The sequence below is a fragment of the Paenibacillus sp. LS1 genome (assembly GCF_026013365.1).
In the GTDB taxonomy this organism is placed as follows: Bacteria; Bacillota; Bacilli; order Paenibacillales; family Paenibacillaceae; genus Paenibacillus.
In genome coordinates this window covers 822,593-841,037 of the sequence record NZ_JAPDOE010000002.1, presented here as the reverse complement: position 1 = coordinate 841,037, position 18,445 = coordinate 822,593, and the positions used below count along the sequence as shown (strand labels likewise).

The 18,445-nt window shown below is 40.9% G+C and carries 13 protein-coding genes; 11 read left to right on the top strand and 2 right to left on the bottom strand.

What is annotated here, in order from left to right; translation table 11 throughout:
* From OM416_RS13155 to OM416_RS13115, 9 genes are all read left to right on the top strand, one after another.
* Nucleotides 1–693 carry a hypothetical protein gene (locus OM416_RS13155; protein ID WP_264929866.1) on the top strand — a complete coding sequence of 231 codons (693 nt, stop codon included), beginning with the start codon at nt 1–3 and terminating at the stop codon, nt 691–693.
* A gap of 3 nt (nt 694–696) precedes the next feature.
* The gene (locus OM416_RS13150) at nt 697–4,113 is read left to right on the top strand and encodes a hypothetical protein (RefSeq protein WP_264929865.1); all 3,417 of its coding nucleotides are present in this window, start codon (nt 697–699) and stop codon (nt 4,111–4,113) included.
* Between the two features lie 145 nt (nt 4,114–4,258).
* Nucleotides 4,259–5,215 (top strand): IS30 family transposase, encoded by a 957-nt coding sequence (locus OM416_RS13145; protein ID WP_264929864.1) that lies wholly within the window; start codon nt 4,259–4,261, stop codon nt 5,213–5,215.
* 48 nt (nt 5,216–5,263) lie between these two features.
* A complete protein-coding gene (locus tag OM416_RS13140) occupies nt 5,264–6,814 on the top strand; it encodes a hypothetical protein (RefSeq protein WP_264929863.1) in 1,551 nt (516 codons plus the stop codon).
* Between the two features lie 59 nt (nt 6,815–6,873).
* Nucleotides 6,874–8,202, top strand: coding sequence for a LamG-like jellyroll fold domain-containing protein (locus OM416_RS13135; RefSeq protein WP_264929862.1), 1,329 nt, complete (start codon nt 6,874–6,876; stop codon nt 8,200–8,202).
* A gap of 55 nt (nt 8,203–8,257) precedes the next feature.
* A complete protein-coding gene (locus OM416_RS13130) occupies nt 8,258–9,442 on the top strand; it encodes a hypothetical protein (protein ID WP_264929860.1) in 1,185 nt (394 codons plus the stop codon).
* Between the two features lie 47 nt (nt 9,443–9,489).
* Nucleotides 9,490–11,598: a hypothetical protein gene (locus tag OM416_RS13125; RefSeq protein WP_264929859.1), complete on the top strand. Its 2,109-nt coding sequence runs from the start codon at nt 9,490–9,492 to the stop codon at nt 11,596–11,598.
* Between the two features lie 23 nt (nt 11,599–11,621).
* On the top strand, nt 11,622–13,568 hold the full coding sequence (locus tag OM416_RS13120; RefSeq protein ID WP_264929858.1) for a DNRLRE domain-containing protein: 1,947 nt from the start codon (nt 11,622–11,624) through the stop codon (nt 13,566–13,568).
* Between the two features lie 612 nt (nt 13,569–14,180).
* Entirely contained in the window at nt 14,181–14,483 is a 303-nt protein-coding gene (locus OM416_RS13115; protein ID WP_017689545.1) for a YunC family protein, read from the top strand.
* A 132-nt stretch (nt 14,484–14,615) separates the two neighbouring features.
* On the opposite strand, the gene mtnA is transcribed toward OM416_RS13115, so the two are convergent.
* Entirely contained in the window at nt 14,616–15,689 is a 1,074-nt protein-coding gene (gene mtnA, locus OM416_RS13110; protein WP_062833520.1) for an S-methyl-5-thioribose-1-phosphate isomerase, read from the bottom strand.
* 23 nt (nt 15,690–15,712) lie between these two features.
* Nucleotides 15,713–16,930, bottom strand: coding sequence for an S-methyl-5-thioribose kinase (gene mtnK, locus OM416_RS13105; protein ID WP_264929857.1), 1,218 nt, complete (start codon nt 16,928–16,930; stop codon nt 15,713–15,715).
* A gap of 297 nt (nt 16,931–17,227) precedes the next feature.
* Here mtnK and OM416_RS13100 point away from each other — a divergent pair, with 297 nt between their 5' ends.
* Nucleotides 17,228–17,689, top strand: a complete 462-nt coding sequence (locus tag OM416_RS13100) for a Dps family protein (protein WP_264929855.1) — start codon at nt 17,228–17,230, stop codon at nt 17,687–17,689.
* A gap of 126 nt (nt 17,690–17,815) precedes the next feature.
* Entirely contained in the window at nt 17,816–18,391 is a 576-nt protein-coding gene (locus tag OM416_RS13095; protein WP_145319637.1) for a DUF1802 family protein, read from the top strand.
* Nucleotides 18,392–18,445: the final 54 nt, after the last annotated feature.

The window sequence follows — 18,445 nt, the reverse complement described above, 5'->3', positions numbered from 1 at the left end:
ATGGCAGCTCCATCGACTACAGGACAGTTGAGAGAAAAGCTATCTGATATGGAAATCGGAGACTACATTGTTTGGAAATACGATAATACAATAAGTGGATATATTTTTGGGGGAAGTACGACGGGGTATACAGAAATTCCGCTAACAGGAAATCCATTAGCCAGTATGCCTTTGAAATATTTTTGGTATGTCATCAAAGTGGATAGAGGGTTGCTAATAGCAGATAGAGTTGTAAATAACACGATAACATGGGATTGGTTAAATTCCAATAAGTTTGTTGAAGGTTCCCCGCGCATTATAAGTGAAACATCAGGAATTGTCCGTAGTATATCTGGTGGAGTGGGATATGCAGATGCGAATGGGAAACTGAGTATGAAGGATTTAGGATTGGGGGCATTCCCCAATAATAATGAATATGACAAATATATTATGAAGTCCAGTTTGGGTGGCAAGGCTACACCTAATGATGATAATGTTTGGCATCACCATAACGTGTTTTGTTGGGCAAAGGAAACGCCTGTTCTGGGTTTATGGACTACGAACAAAGGAACTGCCTTAACAGCGAGTTCAACAAGCAGAATAGTACGAGGGTTTGAGTCACGAGATGACAATAGAGGTGTTGCTTTTACAGGAAGCTCAGCATCTCAGAATTATATTGGGTTTCGTCCAGTATTTGAATATAGGGAGGTGTAGAATATGGCTACAGTAGGAGACCAACTGGCATTACCAGAATCGGGATGGAGACGATATGATGATACACATGTTGGTTTAAAGTATACAGGGAGTTGGTACAAAGTAACCAGCACAACTTACTATAATGGTAGTGTCAATGTAACAACCAGAGCCGCAGACAACAACTATGTAACATTTAGCTTTTATGGAACGAAAGTTAGGATTATCTCTGATATTGCTCAAGATAGACACTCTGATAACACAATTACTGTAGATGGTGCAACGGAAGCATTTACTACAAATAAAACGGGTACTACTGTGTTAAATGCAATTGTCTATGAGAAAACGAACTTACCTCTTGGATTTCACACAGTTACAATTACGATAGGGCATAATCGTACTAACTTCATCATGGATGCTATTGATATTGATGAGACAGGTTACTTATATGGGTATTCTTTAACAGCGCCTGAAGATGGATGGAAAAGGTATGATGATGCTGAGCCATCTTTTAGCTACACGGGGTTTACCCAAAGGAACCTTGCCGTTGCAGGTGCATATGAGGGCAAATCTTCTTACAATGCAAATGGGTCTGCTGTAGGGGAAGTAGTTTTCTCTTTCGTAGGAACTAAGATAAGGATTATCTCTTCAACTACCTCCACAGTCAGAGCAGAGAGCATATCTGTTTCCATTGATGGTAGTGTTGAGACATTTACAGCTAGAACCGCTCAGAGTCAAGTGCAAACGCTTGTATATGAAAAGAAAAATCTACCTTACGGGACGCATACTGTGAAGATTTTCGACTTCAAGGGTGTGATGACTGGAACTGCCGCCGCCGCTTTCGGTCTAGACGCTATAGACATTGATTCCGATGGTCGCTTAATAAGATCTGTTGGATCTGAAGCAACAGCACCAGAAGATGGATGGAGAAGGTATGATACGGATGACTACGCACAGTTCTTGGGTACAGATTGGAAGACAGTAGCGAATTCCACAGGGCGTGTATTTGAAGGTGGCTCTGTTAAGTATAGTAATGTAATAGGAAATCAAATAAAATTCTCCTTTGCAGGAGACAAGCTTAGACTTATTGCAGAGTATGGTAGCGCATATGATACAAATGTTGAAGTTAGTATTGATGGAGTAATAAAATATATCAATCTATCAACTTCATCTTCTTCTCTTCAATCTCAAAGGATAGTTTTTGAACAATTTGGTTTAACTGATGGGGTTCATGAGGTTATAGTTAAAAAAGTTAGTGGCACAGGTAATTTTCATATTGATGCAATAGACATTAATGTAACTGGACGCATGGTAAGACTTATTGGAACGCAATTAACTACACCAGATGAGGGTTGGAAAAGATATGATGATAATCATCCAACATTAAAATGGGGCGGGTCAGTCACTTTTGTTAACAATAGCACCGTAGACTATAATGGTACACTTCACTATTGGACAGATGCAACTAAAGCGGGTTCTAGTTTAGAATTTACATTTATAGGAACAAAATTGCGGTTAATAGCTGGTACTACCCCTACTCAAGCTAAAGAAATTAGGGTGTTTATAGATGGAAATTTAGAAACATACAATCCATACAATACAACAGACATTAGACAGATTCTTGTTTATGAAAAAACAGGACTTTCAAATACTCCGCACACTGTCAGGTTAGATTCGGTAGGTGCAGGAAATTGGGGAATAGACGCTATAGATATTGATTCCGATGGTCACCTTATTACTAATATTGGATCACAAATACCAACACCAGATGAGGGGTGGAGAAGGTATGACAATAAAGATTCAAGTCTTGCCTATACTGGTACTTGGGGAACATGGACAAGTACATCCTACTATTCGGGTGAAATAACAGCTTCCAATGTTGTAGGTAGTAAAGTAAAGTTTTCTTTTGAAGGGACTAAACTTCGAATCATAGACGAACGAAATATGAATCGGTCTAGAATATCTAGAATTACCATTGACGGAGTTTCGGAAGTGCTGGGAAATAATTATGGAACACAACAAATGCAAACTCTTGTATACGAGAAAACTGGTTTGATAGATAATATTCATTACGTTGAGGTTGAAATTATGGATGCTAATTACATAGGAATAGATGCAATTGATATTGATTCCAATGGTCGTTTATATCATCCAGATGAAGTGACAAATATTACAGAACTTGAGATTGGCAAGCGAATCAGATGTCATTACATTGCGGCTAGGAATAGTGCTGGAGTATTTAGTAGGCTTGGAGAAGAGACTTTTGACTTTATAAGTCCTTCAGGAAGTCCTATCCCAATGGGAGATTTTTATTGGATTATGGTTGAAGACTGGAATAAGAGAAAATTTCTAGTGGCTGATAGAAACATACAGAATGCTGTATCCTGGGATTCAATTAACAAGGAGGGTTATGTTTTTGGGGTTGAATCAACAACTATACTTAATACGCATAACAAGACACCGTATTTAACTTCAGCTTCCGATGTATATAGCGTAACTGGTGTTGGGAATTCCCTGACCAATGAAGATCCTTGGAGAGCCTTTTCGTTAAATGGATCATGGGGTTCCTATGCAGGTACAGGTTTAATATTAGACTGTAAGCGAAAAGTGAAGTTTGGAGAAATAAAGGTAACTGCTTATAGAGGAGCGAACATGGCTTCAGTGATTGATGTGTATGGAAGTGATAATAATGTTGACTATACTCTAATAAAAAGTTGCCAAAAATCTACTTGGATCGACTCAGAACAAGCTACATTTTATTTTGACGAACCCGTAGAATACAGATATTACAAGATTATGAAGACCACACAGGTATCGAATAGTAATGCGGCAAGATTAAACCTTGAGTTAAGTTATTCAGAGAAAATAGACAATAATCATATTTTTAAAGTAAGACTTCTCACAGGCGGCATTAACGCAACAGATAAGGATAATGAATGGGATAAGTGTATTGTTAACTCAACATTAAATGGGAAAATCATTGCTGGTGACAACAATGTATGGAATTATGGTGGTGGAGCTTCGTGGACTTCCACAACTAATGCCGCTGGTTCGGGAAACAGAACTGGACGAGGTGCAAGTGGCAATGCAGGAGCAAGCGGATATAATCCAACCTCTTATGTTGCGGCGGCAACTGCTACGGGCTTTAGACCATTGATGGAAATTGAAATTCTTCCAATGATCAGATCGTTAATTAAACATGAAGGAGCGTATAAAAAATACCAAACTGAAGCTTTAACTTGGAATACAATATCCGCAACTTTACCAGTAGAAGACACTTTTATTAATGACGGAATGGATGATCTATCTGTATTAGATAGAAAAAACGAAGTTTTCATTCGGACTATGACTGCCAATAGATCGTTAGGATCAGGCAAGTTATTTAAAGAAAGAATCGATCTGAATAAGTTTTTCGAAATAACAAATGTAAGTGTGAAGTAGGGTTTGAATGCTCTACTTCTTTTTGTATGTGACGAATTGTAATATGAAGTGCGACACCTACTGGAAATAAATAAAAAATGGCCCATGGCCGGATTCGTGTAGAATGAAGTCACCACAACACCATTCACACAAGGAGAATCCAACCATGAGCTACAGACATCTTAGCATAATCGAACGTAGCAAGCTAGAAGTCCTCCACAGACAAGGTAGAATCTCAAGAGCCATTGCGAAAGAACTGGGTAGGCATCCATCGACGATTTGTCGTGAGTTAGATCGTGTGACTTCATCACATCCGTATCAGGCAGAACAAGCTCAGAATGCTTATGAGGAGCGTCGTAAGGCTTCGGTCTCTCCAGGGAATTGGTCCGATGCCTTGGCTGCTTCACTGGAGGAAAAATTGGAGGCAACGTGGTCTCCGGAACAAATCACCGAACGTTTCCGCATCGAAGGGCGGCATGCCGTCTCTTTCAAAACCATCTATCGCTGGATCTATGCAGGGCGCCTGGTTCGAGGCGTATTACAGGTTCTTCGGCATAAGGGGAAGCGTCAGAAACCCGCAGAAACGCGCGGTAAATTCGCCATTGAAAGGACGATTTCAGATCGCCCAAAAGAAGTCCGTACTCGTGAAACATTTGGACACTGGGAGCTGGATACCGTTGTATCGGGTAGTGGGAAAAGTAAAGGCTGCGTAGCGACGTTGATTGAACGTAAGACACGTCTATATACCGCTGTTCTCATGCCTGATCGCACCGCTTTGTCGATGGAGATTGCGCTCGGTGTAGCGATTTCACAGTATCCCACGGGAACCTTCCTCACAGCCACGGCTGACCGAGGCAAGGAGTTTGCATGCTATGCCAATCTGGAAACCACCCATAACCTACACGTTTATTTTGCTGATCCGTATTCATCCTGGCAACGCGGTTCCAACGAGAATGCGAACGGATTACTTCGAGAGTTTTTCCCTAAAGGTACCAATCTCGCAGGGGTGTATGATGATGAACTCGCCAATTCACTCGATCTAATAAATCACAGACCACGAAAATGCTTGGGTTGGAAGACCGCTCACGAATCTTTCACAGAAGAACTGTCGCACTTGGTTTGACAATCCGTCATGTAAATTAATGATTTCACATAGAAAGGAGATATTTATATGGCAACTTTGGGGGAAAGGCTACCAGAACCAGAACATGGTTGGAGAAGGTATGATAACTTATACTCTGCAATTACCTATACAGGAACTTGGCAAACAGAGACTTTGGCTTCCAATTATAATGGATCAGCTACATTTACGCAAACCAATGGAGCTACCGTTAACTTTAGTTTTCAAGGCACAAAGATAAGAATTATAGGTGCAAGGTTAGCTGGCAGGACAACAACAACACAAGTAATTATTGATGGAACACTTCGCGGCACAATTAATGAGACATCCACAAGCGGTGGATTAACACAAGCTTTAGTTTTTGATATTTCAGGGCTAACAGAGGGTGTACACACAGTACAAATAAAAACGGTGGATACTGCATTATTTATTTTTGACGCGATAGATATTGATTCAGATGGGTATTTGCTTGGTAGAGTATCAACTACTCCAGAATCAGGATGGTCAAGATATGACATTGTGACAGAATTATTAAACGTTACGTTTACAGGTGTTTGGAGCACTAATTACACATATACGAATGGATGGAGAGGTACACTTGTCTCAACCGCAACTAACACTTTCGGTAAAATGGGATTTTGGTTTTATGGTACTAAGCTACGTATTTATGATAATGCTAGTGCAAACAGATCAACAAAAAATAGTGCGACTATAGATGGAGTAAGTAAGATATATAGTGCTTACCGCGCGAGTGCTCTAGACCAAGTTATGGTTTTTGAAATTACTGATTTAGCATTAGAATATCATTATGTAGAAATATCAATTCCATCTAGTGAGACAGGGAAAGTTTTAGCTATCGATTCAATTGAGATTGATTCAACAGGTGAGTTTAGAAATCCACATAGTAAATTCTTACTTTCGTCAGGGGATAAGTATTACTCTCTAATAAACGATGGAATTCAAGAAACAACCTCCATACCTAAAATGACGAGCAATACAACTCCTGAAGGTGAGGTTCTTGTAAGTAATACGCCTAATGGAACTCAAACTTTTGGATGGGAATCATTCGATGGAGGTTTAAGTACTGGATGGGGAAACAACACTCTTCCTACTACTATGCCAAAGTGGATAGGATATAAATTCATAAAACCAAAAGTGATAGTAAAGTACAGGCTTTACGTTACAAACACAACTTATTATCCTCGCAACTATGAATTTCAAGGAAGTAATGATGGCATTAACTATGATATTCTTCACTCAATTGTTGGAGGGGTTAGTGGTGTATTGGATTATGTTATTCCAAATAGAAAATCTTATACTCATTATAGGCTCTATATCACTTCGCTCAGCAATGGTGTGACATTACCAGCCCTATACGAACTTCAAATGTTCGAAATGAAACCATCTTATGTAGTTCAAATGGAATCTGCAACCGAAACAGATTTTTTGAATCGTGGTGTAGGAGATTTAAATGATTTCAATCAAATTTCAAAAACAAAGAAAAATTTTAAAAAAGGAAATACTGTGCTTGGCTCAGGAAAAACTTTTGAGCACACAGTTGATATGTCTAACCGCCGAGTAGATAAAATTATACTAGGCTAAATTTATGAGGAGCACATCTATATGGTGTGTTCTATTTTATTTTGAAAGGAGCTGTTTAAATGATAAGTCATAATCCTGCATATACAAAATATTTGATGGATAAATGTGGAGTTGCATGGTTTAAGATGGATGAAGAATCTGGAAATTTGGTGGATAGTAAAGATTCTTTTATTGGGACTAATAATGGATCAAATGTAGTAACTGGACTCAGTGGAAATGCAAGATCATTCAATGGAACAAATAGCCATGTTATTTTTAATGCTCCAGTAGTACCTGTAGGTAAAAAAAGTATTCGTTTTAAGTTTAAATACTCTGATATCCCAAGTACAGATATTGCTATTATTGATTGTGGAGGAACATCTGCACAACGAGGATTCTTATTCGCAACTAATCCTAGTGGAATAGTGTTTCAAGTATCAAGAGGAACTTCAGGTACATTTAATTTTAGGTGGGCTGGTGGGCACTATAACGATAATTCTTTTCACGATTTTTTGTACACTTATGATGGAACATTATCATCAAATTCAGTGAAGATTTACATTGACAATGTTCTCGTTCATAGTGGGACGGCATTAAGTCTTGAATCTGGAGTTTATTCAAACAATCTTACACTTGGCAGATTCGCTTCAGTAGCGAGTGGATTTGGGAAAGGAGTTTTAGATGAGCTTGAAATTTACAATGAAGTAATTGACCCAGTTCTAAAAAAAATCTTGATTTCATCAGGAGAGACGACATATTCATTATACAAAAAAGTTGGCAAACCCTTGGTTCCATTGATGGATGGATATGATAATGCATTTGGTAGTGTTATTGGATCAGCAAGTTATTCGACAGGTTACACTTGGAAGGCTTTTGATAATGATGATACTACCGCTTATGGCACTAATTTCATACCAGACTCGTCAAAACCAATTTATGTAGGTTTCAGATTCAATGAACCTGTGTGTGTAAAAAGATATTCTTTTTTGGCTGGTCTGAGGACATTTAAATTCATGGCATCTAATAATGGTACTACTTGGGATACCCTTGATACCAAAACGTCACTAGTATCGAATACTTCAACAATACAGACGTTTGATATACAGAATGATAAATTTTATAGCTATTACAAACTAGAAGCGACATTAGCGACTAGTGGAAATGCTTGGGTGAGTATTTTTTCTGTTCAGTTTTATGGGTTGATGCCTTCTATTCTATTAGAATGTCCTTCTAGCGAGGGAAGTTATATTCGTAATGGTATGGACAAAGGATTTCAAATGGATACAGTTGAAGAGTTGAATATTATGCAACAAATTAAGGAGGATTCAATTCCGCTGGGATCAGGCAAACTCTTCAGGCAACCAATCGACAGGTCAAAGCACAAAGCGCACAAGATTATATTAGGCTAAATTTATGAACATATCTATATGGTGTGTTCTATTTATTTTGAAAGGAGATGGTTGAATGGCAACAGTAGGAGATCAACTGCTCAATCCCGAATCTGGGTGGCAAAGAGTTGATGATGCAAATAAGAACATCAAATACAATGGCAACTGGCTTTCTGTTACGGGAGATCCAAATACGTATGCAGGAACAGCTCATTACTTTACTCTGAGTGGAGCAACAACAAATTCAATCGAATTCTATTTCTATGGAACAAAGTTAAGAATAATTGATATGTATTGGTCAAACAGAGTGAATAACGTAACAGTAGAATTGGATGGGGTTATATCTTCATACAATCCAAATAACTCTACAAACAAATACAGGGTAATTGTATTCGAAAGACTAAACTTACAATATGGTTTTCACAAAGTAAAGTTAACAACAACAAGTACAAGCAATAACTTCTCTCTTGATGCCATAGACATCGACTCTGACGGTGAAATTGTTTCAGGTTTGAATAAATTCTTGATTTCATCTAGAGATGAGTATGTATCATTTTCTTCAAAAGTACGCACTGGTGAATACATTATTCCAATAATGACTTCCAATGTTGACAGCGCCAGCGGCATAACCCTTACTGGAGATCCTAAGACTAGCACTACTTGGCATGCTTGGGGTGCGTTTGACAGAAAAACAGCGAGCGGTTCGGGTCTTGCATGGGTTTCAGAGACAAGTGCATTAGAAGCTGGATGGATAGTCATGCACATGCCAAGCAATAAAAAAGTACCCTTTTCTTATGTCATTCAAGGTTTCCTAGCTGGTATGTCAGATATCAATTATGCTCCAAAGGATTGGAATTTCTACGGGAGTCATGATGGTGTTGATTGGAAGGTGTTAGATTCGCAAAGAGGAGTTACGGATTGGGTGTCTGGAGTTTACAAAGAGTACCCTCTATCTACAAATGAATCTCATGATTACTATAAAATTGAAGTCACAGCTAATCCAAATGGAAGAAAGTCTTTAGGTGACTTTAATATCATAGCTAGTATTCCAATGTCTTATGATGTAATAAATAAAAATTCATTAAATGAAAATGACTATATTAATCATGGGCTAAATAAAAATTACGAAATAGACATGAACAGTCAGATCAGAGTGTGGAAGGGAATTGCTCCTAACTCAATAGTGCTTGGTTCGGGAAAAGTCTTCAAGCAAAAAATAGATACATCAAAAACACCAATCAAGAAAGCATCAATCACATAAGCATGTGAAATGATTGTTTGATTTAGAATTTAGAGAGGAGTGAGACAATGGCAACAATAGGACAATTTTTACCATCTCCAGAATCGGGTTGGCAGAGAATTGATGATCGACATGAGCTAATCACCTACGCTGGAAGTAGTTGGTCAAAACCAGCATCTAGCGATTTATATAACAACACAGCGATGTTAGCATCGACTAATGATAGTACTGTTAAGTTTACCTTTAAGGGTACTAAAATTAGGTTAATCGGAGCTCAATATACAACTGGTAGTAGTGATATTAGTGTCATCATAGATGGAGTAGTTGAAAAAACCACTCAGAATGCTGGATTAGTTTATCAAGTTCTTACTTATGAAAAACTAGGTTTGATTAATAAAGTTCACACTGTTGAAATTAAAAATAATCAAAACGCAAATATTTGGATAGATGCTATTGATATTGATAGTTCTGGTGAGTTTGGTGCTACTGGTTCATATAAAACATTAGTCTTCCATGCCGATCAATATAAATATATCAATGGTACGAGCTGGACAACTCTGATTAATGCAATTCCAACGGAAAATGATTATAAAGAATTTGGGATAGATGATATCACTACTATTCCAGAAGACATGTGGGTGAAGTTGGTAGGCGAAATAGAATTGTGTTATTACACAACAGATTCAAGAGTTTCGAATGCATCCTTTAACATCGAAACCGAACCTTTTACTCTCGAAGAAGAGTGGGCAGACAAGGATATTGAAGTACTTTATTATACTGATGATCCAACGGCAACAGAATCAGTAGTCACAATTGAAACCGATCCCTTCACCCTAGCCGAAGAATGGGAAGACAAAGAGATCAAAATCATCGAATACACCGATGACCCAAATCAAACCGAATCAACGATTACAATCGAAACCGAACCATTTACCCTCTACGACGAGTTGGGTGATAGTGTGGATGTTCTATACTACACAGATGATCCATCCAAAACATCAGCGGAACTGAATATCACGGCTAACTACTCCCCATTGGATGAACTTGAGGGAGATTTTGACGTGGTTACGTGGACGAATGATGAAGAGGTAATTGCAGGTAATCGGGACATGATACTAACGTATAACGCGCTACCGTTTGAGCAATTAATTGTGCAACCAACAGACATAGCGTTATATGGAGACGTGAAAAAGGTTGTCGCTACGAAAGTAACGGAGAATAGTCCGGAAGGTGTATTAAGAATGGCTGCTTCGTTCGATTCGGGGCTCACATGGAAGACATACCGTTTCAACAAGTGGCTCGATATGGATATCCAGAATACAACCCTATTCAAAAGAAAAGGAATGAATCTGGACACACTCAACGCCATCCCTGAAAAGGATCTAATAGCTTTAACACGAATCGCCTATTACTTCGATAGCAGTAAGCATTATGAAAACAGCTACTCGCTTGACGAAGTGAAGATGGTCGTTAATGCACCGCGACATGCAGTGGAATTTAGAGATATGTCACTGCAACTGTTAAACACCACAGCCACAATCGACCTGACCTTCTCTGGTAACAAACTTACAGGTGTGGTGGATGATGCAGATCAGGGCAAGGTTAAATACCGCGTCTTGTTGAACGGTAAAACGTATTATCCGGCGGATGGCAATTTTACGCGACTAGCAGCTTCACCATTCAATATTGAACTCAATATTGACGAGAGAAATGTTAATTTTGGCGTAGAGAATACCTTGAAGGTTGAATTTCAGGACTATTGGGGTGCCGTAGATTCCTGGGAAACCAAGTTTATCGGATCGTATTCAGGATTAATGTTTATGGATGAGTCTGGAGACTTTCTGTCAGATACCTTTGGTGGTATTTTGAAACAACTTGATTATGGGGTAATCATTGCCGGACAGACAACGTTAACGAAGAAAGTCAGAATCAAAAACTTGCTTGGATATGCTGTGGATCATGTATACCTGGAGATGGATAAGAAATTCGAAACGGACGGTGTTGACGTCCAATTATCCAGACAGGGCGACCCGTTTCTTCCGATCGATTATCTGACCTATGGTCTGATCCAACCGGAGGACAGCATCGATTTTTATATTCGTATCGCAACGGATATTCATGCCAAGCCGAATCCTAATGGTAATTTTGAAATGAAGGTCACAGCAGACCGGGTGTAGCTCTCAATACAATGAGACAGGAAGTGAGTGGAATTAATAACGGGGAGACTCTATTAGATAGTTATATACATATTAAAAGTCCAGAAAATCGTTTTGCAGCAAAGTATATCCTGTACAATCAAGTGGATGAAGGACTGTCTTCGACCCTAATAGCTGCTACAAGAAAAGTGTCCGAGATCGTCTCCAGTGTATCCATACGTGTCAGGCGGTCACAGGAATTGAGTAATTCGCTATCGGTGATGTATAGATCGCAAGGAGATCTGAGCGCAACCATTCAAGCGGCATCCAAAGTTGATCTTGAAGGCATGCTGTACGTTCGGCCACATAACCGTGCACACGGCAAATATGAATTACTGGAAGCACCTCGTGTAACTGTTAATCTTAAGCCTGTTGCTGATGCAACCACGCGAAGTCAAACTCACTTGCAAACGATCAACTTTGGTGATACACAGCGTATGATGATCGGCAGAGACGAGATGGAGCAATTCGAATCATTTATACATTTCGGTGATCTGGATACCAGAATACCTGATCTGTTATATCTGGAAGAAGCTAAATTGAGGTTATATTACACAGGAACCCTGGCACCTGGAGCACACATTGAGCTGCATCAGCCTGATACATTGTGGCGGGAGTACGGGATTACGTATGCGAACAGACCTCAGTCCATTCAGCTCTTATCGTCAAGTTATATCATTAATAAAACTGAACGTTATGTTGAGTTTGATATGATGGCATTACTTCAAATGTGGAGAGAAGGTATTCTTTCGAATGTTGGAATGATTATTCAGTCTAGCGGTAACACGCCGATATATTTCAACACTCGTGAGTCTTCCAAACCACCTGTTTTGCAGATTAAATATATCACTTCTCAGATCTATTCCATCGGTCGAACCGAAATTGAAAGTGAAGTTTTTATTTATGGTGCAGGTCGCAAGGATATAGCTTCAACGTTAGTTGTACACAGTGATATTGGGCTGGACTGGCTCAAATCTCAGTTGTACGTCCACCGCTATGAGGATCACATGCATCATGATATACCTCAAGTAATCACAGTCAGCCGTCCGGACATGGATGTAGATCTGATAATAGCTAAACGTATAGATGCGGAACTGAATTCGAACATTTCTATTGCTGAAAGTAGGACAGAAGAGAAGGAAACATGGGTTGCTATTTCTAAGCCCGAGCTTCATTCACAGTTCATTACCGCCATACGAACAACTAGAGATACAGACGGCAATCTTGCCGTTAGAAAAGGTCTGGACGACGAAAAAACTGTAGAAATCGCAGTTTCTCATCCTGACCTACCTTCAGTTATTACGGTAGATAGACAAATGTCTCTGGTTAGTACGTTAACGATATCACAGTTGTTCAATGATGGACGGGATACGAGTTTAATTGTATCCATACCTGATCTTCATGCTTCATTGGAAGTCTCCAATTATATAAAAGCAACTTCAACGTTGGGGTCTTTGTTAACGGTCATGTACGACTGTGATTCGACTGTGATTTCGGAGATTATGGTTAATAAGCCTGATCTGAATAGTATCCTTCAAGTCAGAGCATTAGATCATGATGAGAGGGCAGGCACTCTTGAGATTCCTTATTTGGAAGAACAGCCTGGGCAATTATATATCTCCAGACCTGATGTACTTTCCAACATTGAAGTCAAGTATATGGATGTTTTGGATAGCCACATTAGTATCAAGGAAAGAGAATATTTGGATGGCTATCTTCAGGTGCGAGAGTGGAAGGATATGCAGTCTACAGTAGATGTGAGACAGATTGTGGATATGGCTACTGAACTGACAATTTCCAAGCCTGATCTGGCCGCGTATATCCTACCAAGAGTTATTGCGAATGAGGAGCTAGATTCTATCACAAGTATCCGTAAACGGGATGCCAGTGATTTAGTAACCACAGTGATTGTGAAGAGTCCAGGGAATCAAGCGTATTTTTACATTTTATAAAATGAGTTAACTATCAAAGGGGGCATAGGCCCTCTTTTTTTTGCGTTTAGGCTTTGCCCAAATCTAAGCATCTGTACTTTATTGTGTAACAGTCGTCTTCTCGTTATGATACAATGTGTTCATCACATATTAAGGAATGAAGACCATGCGTCAAGAGGACAGTGTATTTGAACAGATTATGAAGCAGAAAAGATTGAAGCCTATCAGGCCTGAAACTACAAAAGTTCCAGTTAAACCAATACATAAAAAGAAACTAGCTCAGGAGCAATTAAGTGATTTGGATGTCCAGTTCAAAAAGTCGGTAGCTGAATCAATAGATCGAAGTGTACTTCATAGACGTGTACTGGGAATCAGAAGAGAGTTAACGGAGATAAGGCGATTAAAGAATGATGAGCATACGTTTTAAGGTAGGCCCACTTGACTCAATTTGGATTAGGAGGGTCTTTTTATTTTCCAACTAAGCATATTTCTAATATCTAAGTCTGCGGAGAGAATTACCAACAATATAGTAAGTACCTACATTTTCTCAAACACGGCAGGTGTCCACACGACAATCCAGAATGAGGCATACAATTATCGTGACCTGTGGAAGAGGAGGTGGATCGGGAAATTATGGTGACGATGGAGCCTATTGTAGTTGGAGAGCATGTATTGGTTGGGGTAGAAGTTAAGCTGCCCAAAACAACGTTGCTGACCATTAACACATCCAAAGGATATATCATGTGCGGAGCACTCGACGTGGGATTACTTAATGAGAAGCTCGGGGATCGCAAAATTATTGCAGCTCGGGCGGTTGGTGTGCGTACACTAGAGCAGTTGCTGCATGCACCTATGGAGTCGGTGACAACAGAAGCCGAGGCCATGGGCATTACGGTTGGCATGACGGGTGTAGAGGCTTTGTTGAAAATGATCTAATCACTAACAAAAGGGCTCCCCATATGGGAAGCCCTTCTTTAGCGTCGTAATTCAGAACTAGTGCACGTCGTATCCACCAACGATATGCACCAACTCTATATACACAAACTTTTTTTAAATACTCTTCATAAGTTAAGCTTCTTCCTTCGCGAACAAGGCAGCCAGATTTTCTTGGAAAGGAGCGCGAACAACGCCTTTTTCCGTGATAATAGCTGTTACATATTCGTTAGGCGTTACGTCAAACGCTGGATTGTATACTTTAACACCTTGCGGTGCGGTACGTTTACCAAATCCTTCAGTCACTTCCTCCGCAGCACGTTCCTCAATCGGAATGAGGTCTCCCGATGGAGTAGACAAGTCGATGGTCGACAATGGGCTCGCTACATAGAACGGAATATTGTGTGCTTTGGCAAGCACGGCTACGCTGTAGGTCCCGATTTTGTTAGCTACATCACCATTCGCAGCAACACGATCTGTTCCGACGATAACAGCTTGAATCCAGCCTTTGGACATGACCATGCCTGCCATGTTATCACAGAGCAACGTAACGTCAATGCCAGCCTGCTGTAGCTCAAATGCAGTCAGGCGTGCACCTTGAAGTACAGGACGAGTCTCGTCTGCAAATACTTTCAGGTGAATGCCACGTTCCTGTGCGAGATACATTGGAGCGGTTGCCGTACCATATTTCGCTGTAGCCAGTCCACCTGCATTACAGTGAGTGAGTACACCCATACCATCTTCGAACAAAGGCAGTGCATTCTCGCCGATCATGCGGCACACTTCTTCGTCTTCCTTCTGAATCAACAGGGCTTCTACTTCAAGAGCAGTATTGCCCTCTTCCAGACTCAGGCCGGATTCAACGACCTCATTTGCTTTTTGCATCATGCGATCCAGTGCCCAGAACAGGTTCACCGCTGTTGGACGGGAAGTAGCCAGATGAGCACATATGGATTTTACGTGATCCAGCCAGCCTTGAATGGTCGTTCCGTCATATGACTTCGCACCCAGTACGACACCAAATGCAGCAGCAATGCCGATCGCTGGAGCACCGCGTACTTTCATGGAGTGGATGGATTCCCATACTTCCTCGGGTGTGTACAATTTCAGCATGAGGATGGTTTCGGGCAGCAGACGCTGGTCAAGCATTTCAAGCTTGTCCTTTTTCCAGATGAGAGAGGACAGAGGCTGATATTCAGGGGTTGTCATGGATGATTCCTCCGTTCCTTATGTTAAGCCTTAGTAGTTGACACAGCTGTAGATACAATATCCAGCACTTCACCGATGGTATTCAAGCGACGATTGTTTTTGATTAAAGCTTTACCAATGGCCAATGATTTACGCTGAGAACGTTCACGTTCGGTCGCATCGGAGATGGTATCTATATCCGCCACGTGAGCGAGGCCCACAATACGACGAACCATTTTGGCACCTGCGAAGCCGATCGAATCTTTGAACAATTGTTGCACATACAGATCCTGGTACCCTGGCGTTTTCGCCATAGGATCGACCAGTTCATTAGCCCAGAGGGCACGGAAACGGGATTCGAACTCAGTCCATACATCACGAACCATATTCAGCAAAAGCGTTTCACGCTCACGCAAAGCGGTCTCATCCTGAATCCATCCTGGCAAGGATGCGTAATTCAAGAGCAGGTTCGCAAGGACTGCACCAACATCGAATCCCATGGGGCCGTAATATGCAAATTCGGGATCAATGACCTTCGTCGATTCAGGTGTAACAAAAATACTGCCTGTATGCAGATCTCCGTGAAGGAGTGCCTGCCCATGTGTCAGGAATTTTTCCCGCAGCAAGGCCACTTCAAGGTGAAGTTCTCCATCTGTGCGAAGGGCTTCAGCTTCATCTTCAATGGAAGCATCATAATTGTTTTTCTCAGCGATCCGGTAAGGTTCATCAAAGATCAGATCCTCCGTTATTTTGCATTGGTCCGGATTAATGAATCTGCCCTGTTGTTCCTTCTTCAATTGCTGATCCATGCCCAAGTCGGATGTGAAGAACAGCGTTCTTGCCATGAATTCCCCAATATGCTGTGCAAAAAGAGGATAGGTAACACCTTCAATCAGGCCTTTGCGCATGATCACATGATCACTTAGATCTTCCATAACCGTTAAAGCAAGGTCATCATCGTAATGATACACTTCAGGTACCATCCCTGGACACAGACGATACTCTTCCTGAAGAATCTCACGTTCGATTCGGGCGCGCACCAGAGACAGTGGCCATGATTCTCCAACCACTTTCGCATAAGGAAGCGCCTGTTTGATAATGATACTTTTATCGGAGTTCTGATCCGTAATGTGGAATACCAAATTCAGATTGCCGTCGCCGATCTCGTGACAATCCAGATTCGCATCTGCCGCAAATGGACCCGGTAATGTTTTGGCCAGTTCAATTGCATCCTGGGGGGTAAAAGGGTGATATTGGGACAAAGGTGCCACCTCCATATATATGAAGAAACAGGAAAACCCACTTCTTTGCTTGGTATATGTCAGTATATCGGAAATAGCGCGGTTTTTGAACTTTTTTTTGAGACAAGCCAAGGCGATCCTGATTCGAACTTCCTGTTCAAGGGTAAAAACAAATAGGCCGGACGGTTGAGAGAAACGCCGCGAACAGGCCTCCCCGCTACCAAGCGGTGACACATTATTAACTCTCTGTTATACAGTGCAGGACAACCTGATTACCGCTGCATGACAGACTAATTTTAAATAAAGGATGGGATTAATATGGCTACAACAAACAAAACAGATCAAGCAAAATCGGTGGAACAAGTACTTAATCGTCAGGTGGCTAACCTGAACGTATTGTATGTCAAAATCCATAACTATCACTGGTACGTTAAAGGACCTAACTTCTTCACATTGCATGTGAAATTCGAAGAGTTCTACAACGAAGTTACGGTGCAAATGGATGAAATCGCTGAGCGTGTTCTTACGCTGAAAGGCAGCCCAGCGGCTACAATGAAAGAATATCTGGAGCTTTCCTCTATCCAGGAAGCAGCAGGCGGCGAAGACGCGAAAACAATGGTGCAAAACCTGATCGAGGACTTCGCTACACTTTCGAATGAATATCAGGAAGGGATCGAAGTTGCAGATGCAGCTGAAGATCAACCGACATCCGATATGCTGACAGGCTTCAAGGCGGATCTGGAGAAACATATGTGGATGCTTCGCTCTTTCCTGGGCTAATACATTTACTATTGTAGCCTAATACAAGTGTGTCTCTTACGTAAGCTTTCTGATCCCCGATCCTGTTGTCAGAAACGCCCTGAGCGTCTATACTGCTGACAAGAACGAGAGGGGAGAGAACCGCTTATGTTAGAACCAACGATACCGGCTTTAAAAGAATGGGCTTCTGCAATCAAAGCACTGGAAACGGGTCGCCAGATTATGGTGATGCGCAAAGGTGGGATTGTAGAGGAAACCCGACATTTTGAGCTGAAAAGTCCAGCGTTTTACCTGTATCCGACTTATGAACATCAGCGTAAAGAACTGATTAAGTCCTCGGATCAATCCTATGTTGAAGAATCATTGGCCGAATGGGTGCCCGAAGCTTCGACAATCCGTATTACTGCATATGCCGAAGTAACGCAGGATCTGGAGATACGAGATCAGGAGATGCTGGATCGACTTCTTGACTTTCATATGTGGACAGCGGATTTTGCCGAAGACCGTTTGAAATGGAAACGGAAAGATCCGCTCCATGTATTGATTTTACGTGTGTACCTTTTGAAAGAACCGATGGAAATCCCCGTACTGCCTGAATATAATGGTTGCCGTTCATGGATTTCTATTCCGAATGGTCCGGTGCCGCGCGAAATGACGCCGGTGGTGGACGTTGCGGATTTTGACGAACAGGTACAGAAGATTAACGAGATGCTCAAAATGTAAATGGTAACGTTATTAACGGAGGGACTTGTCCATAATATGGATGAGTCCTTTTTT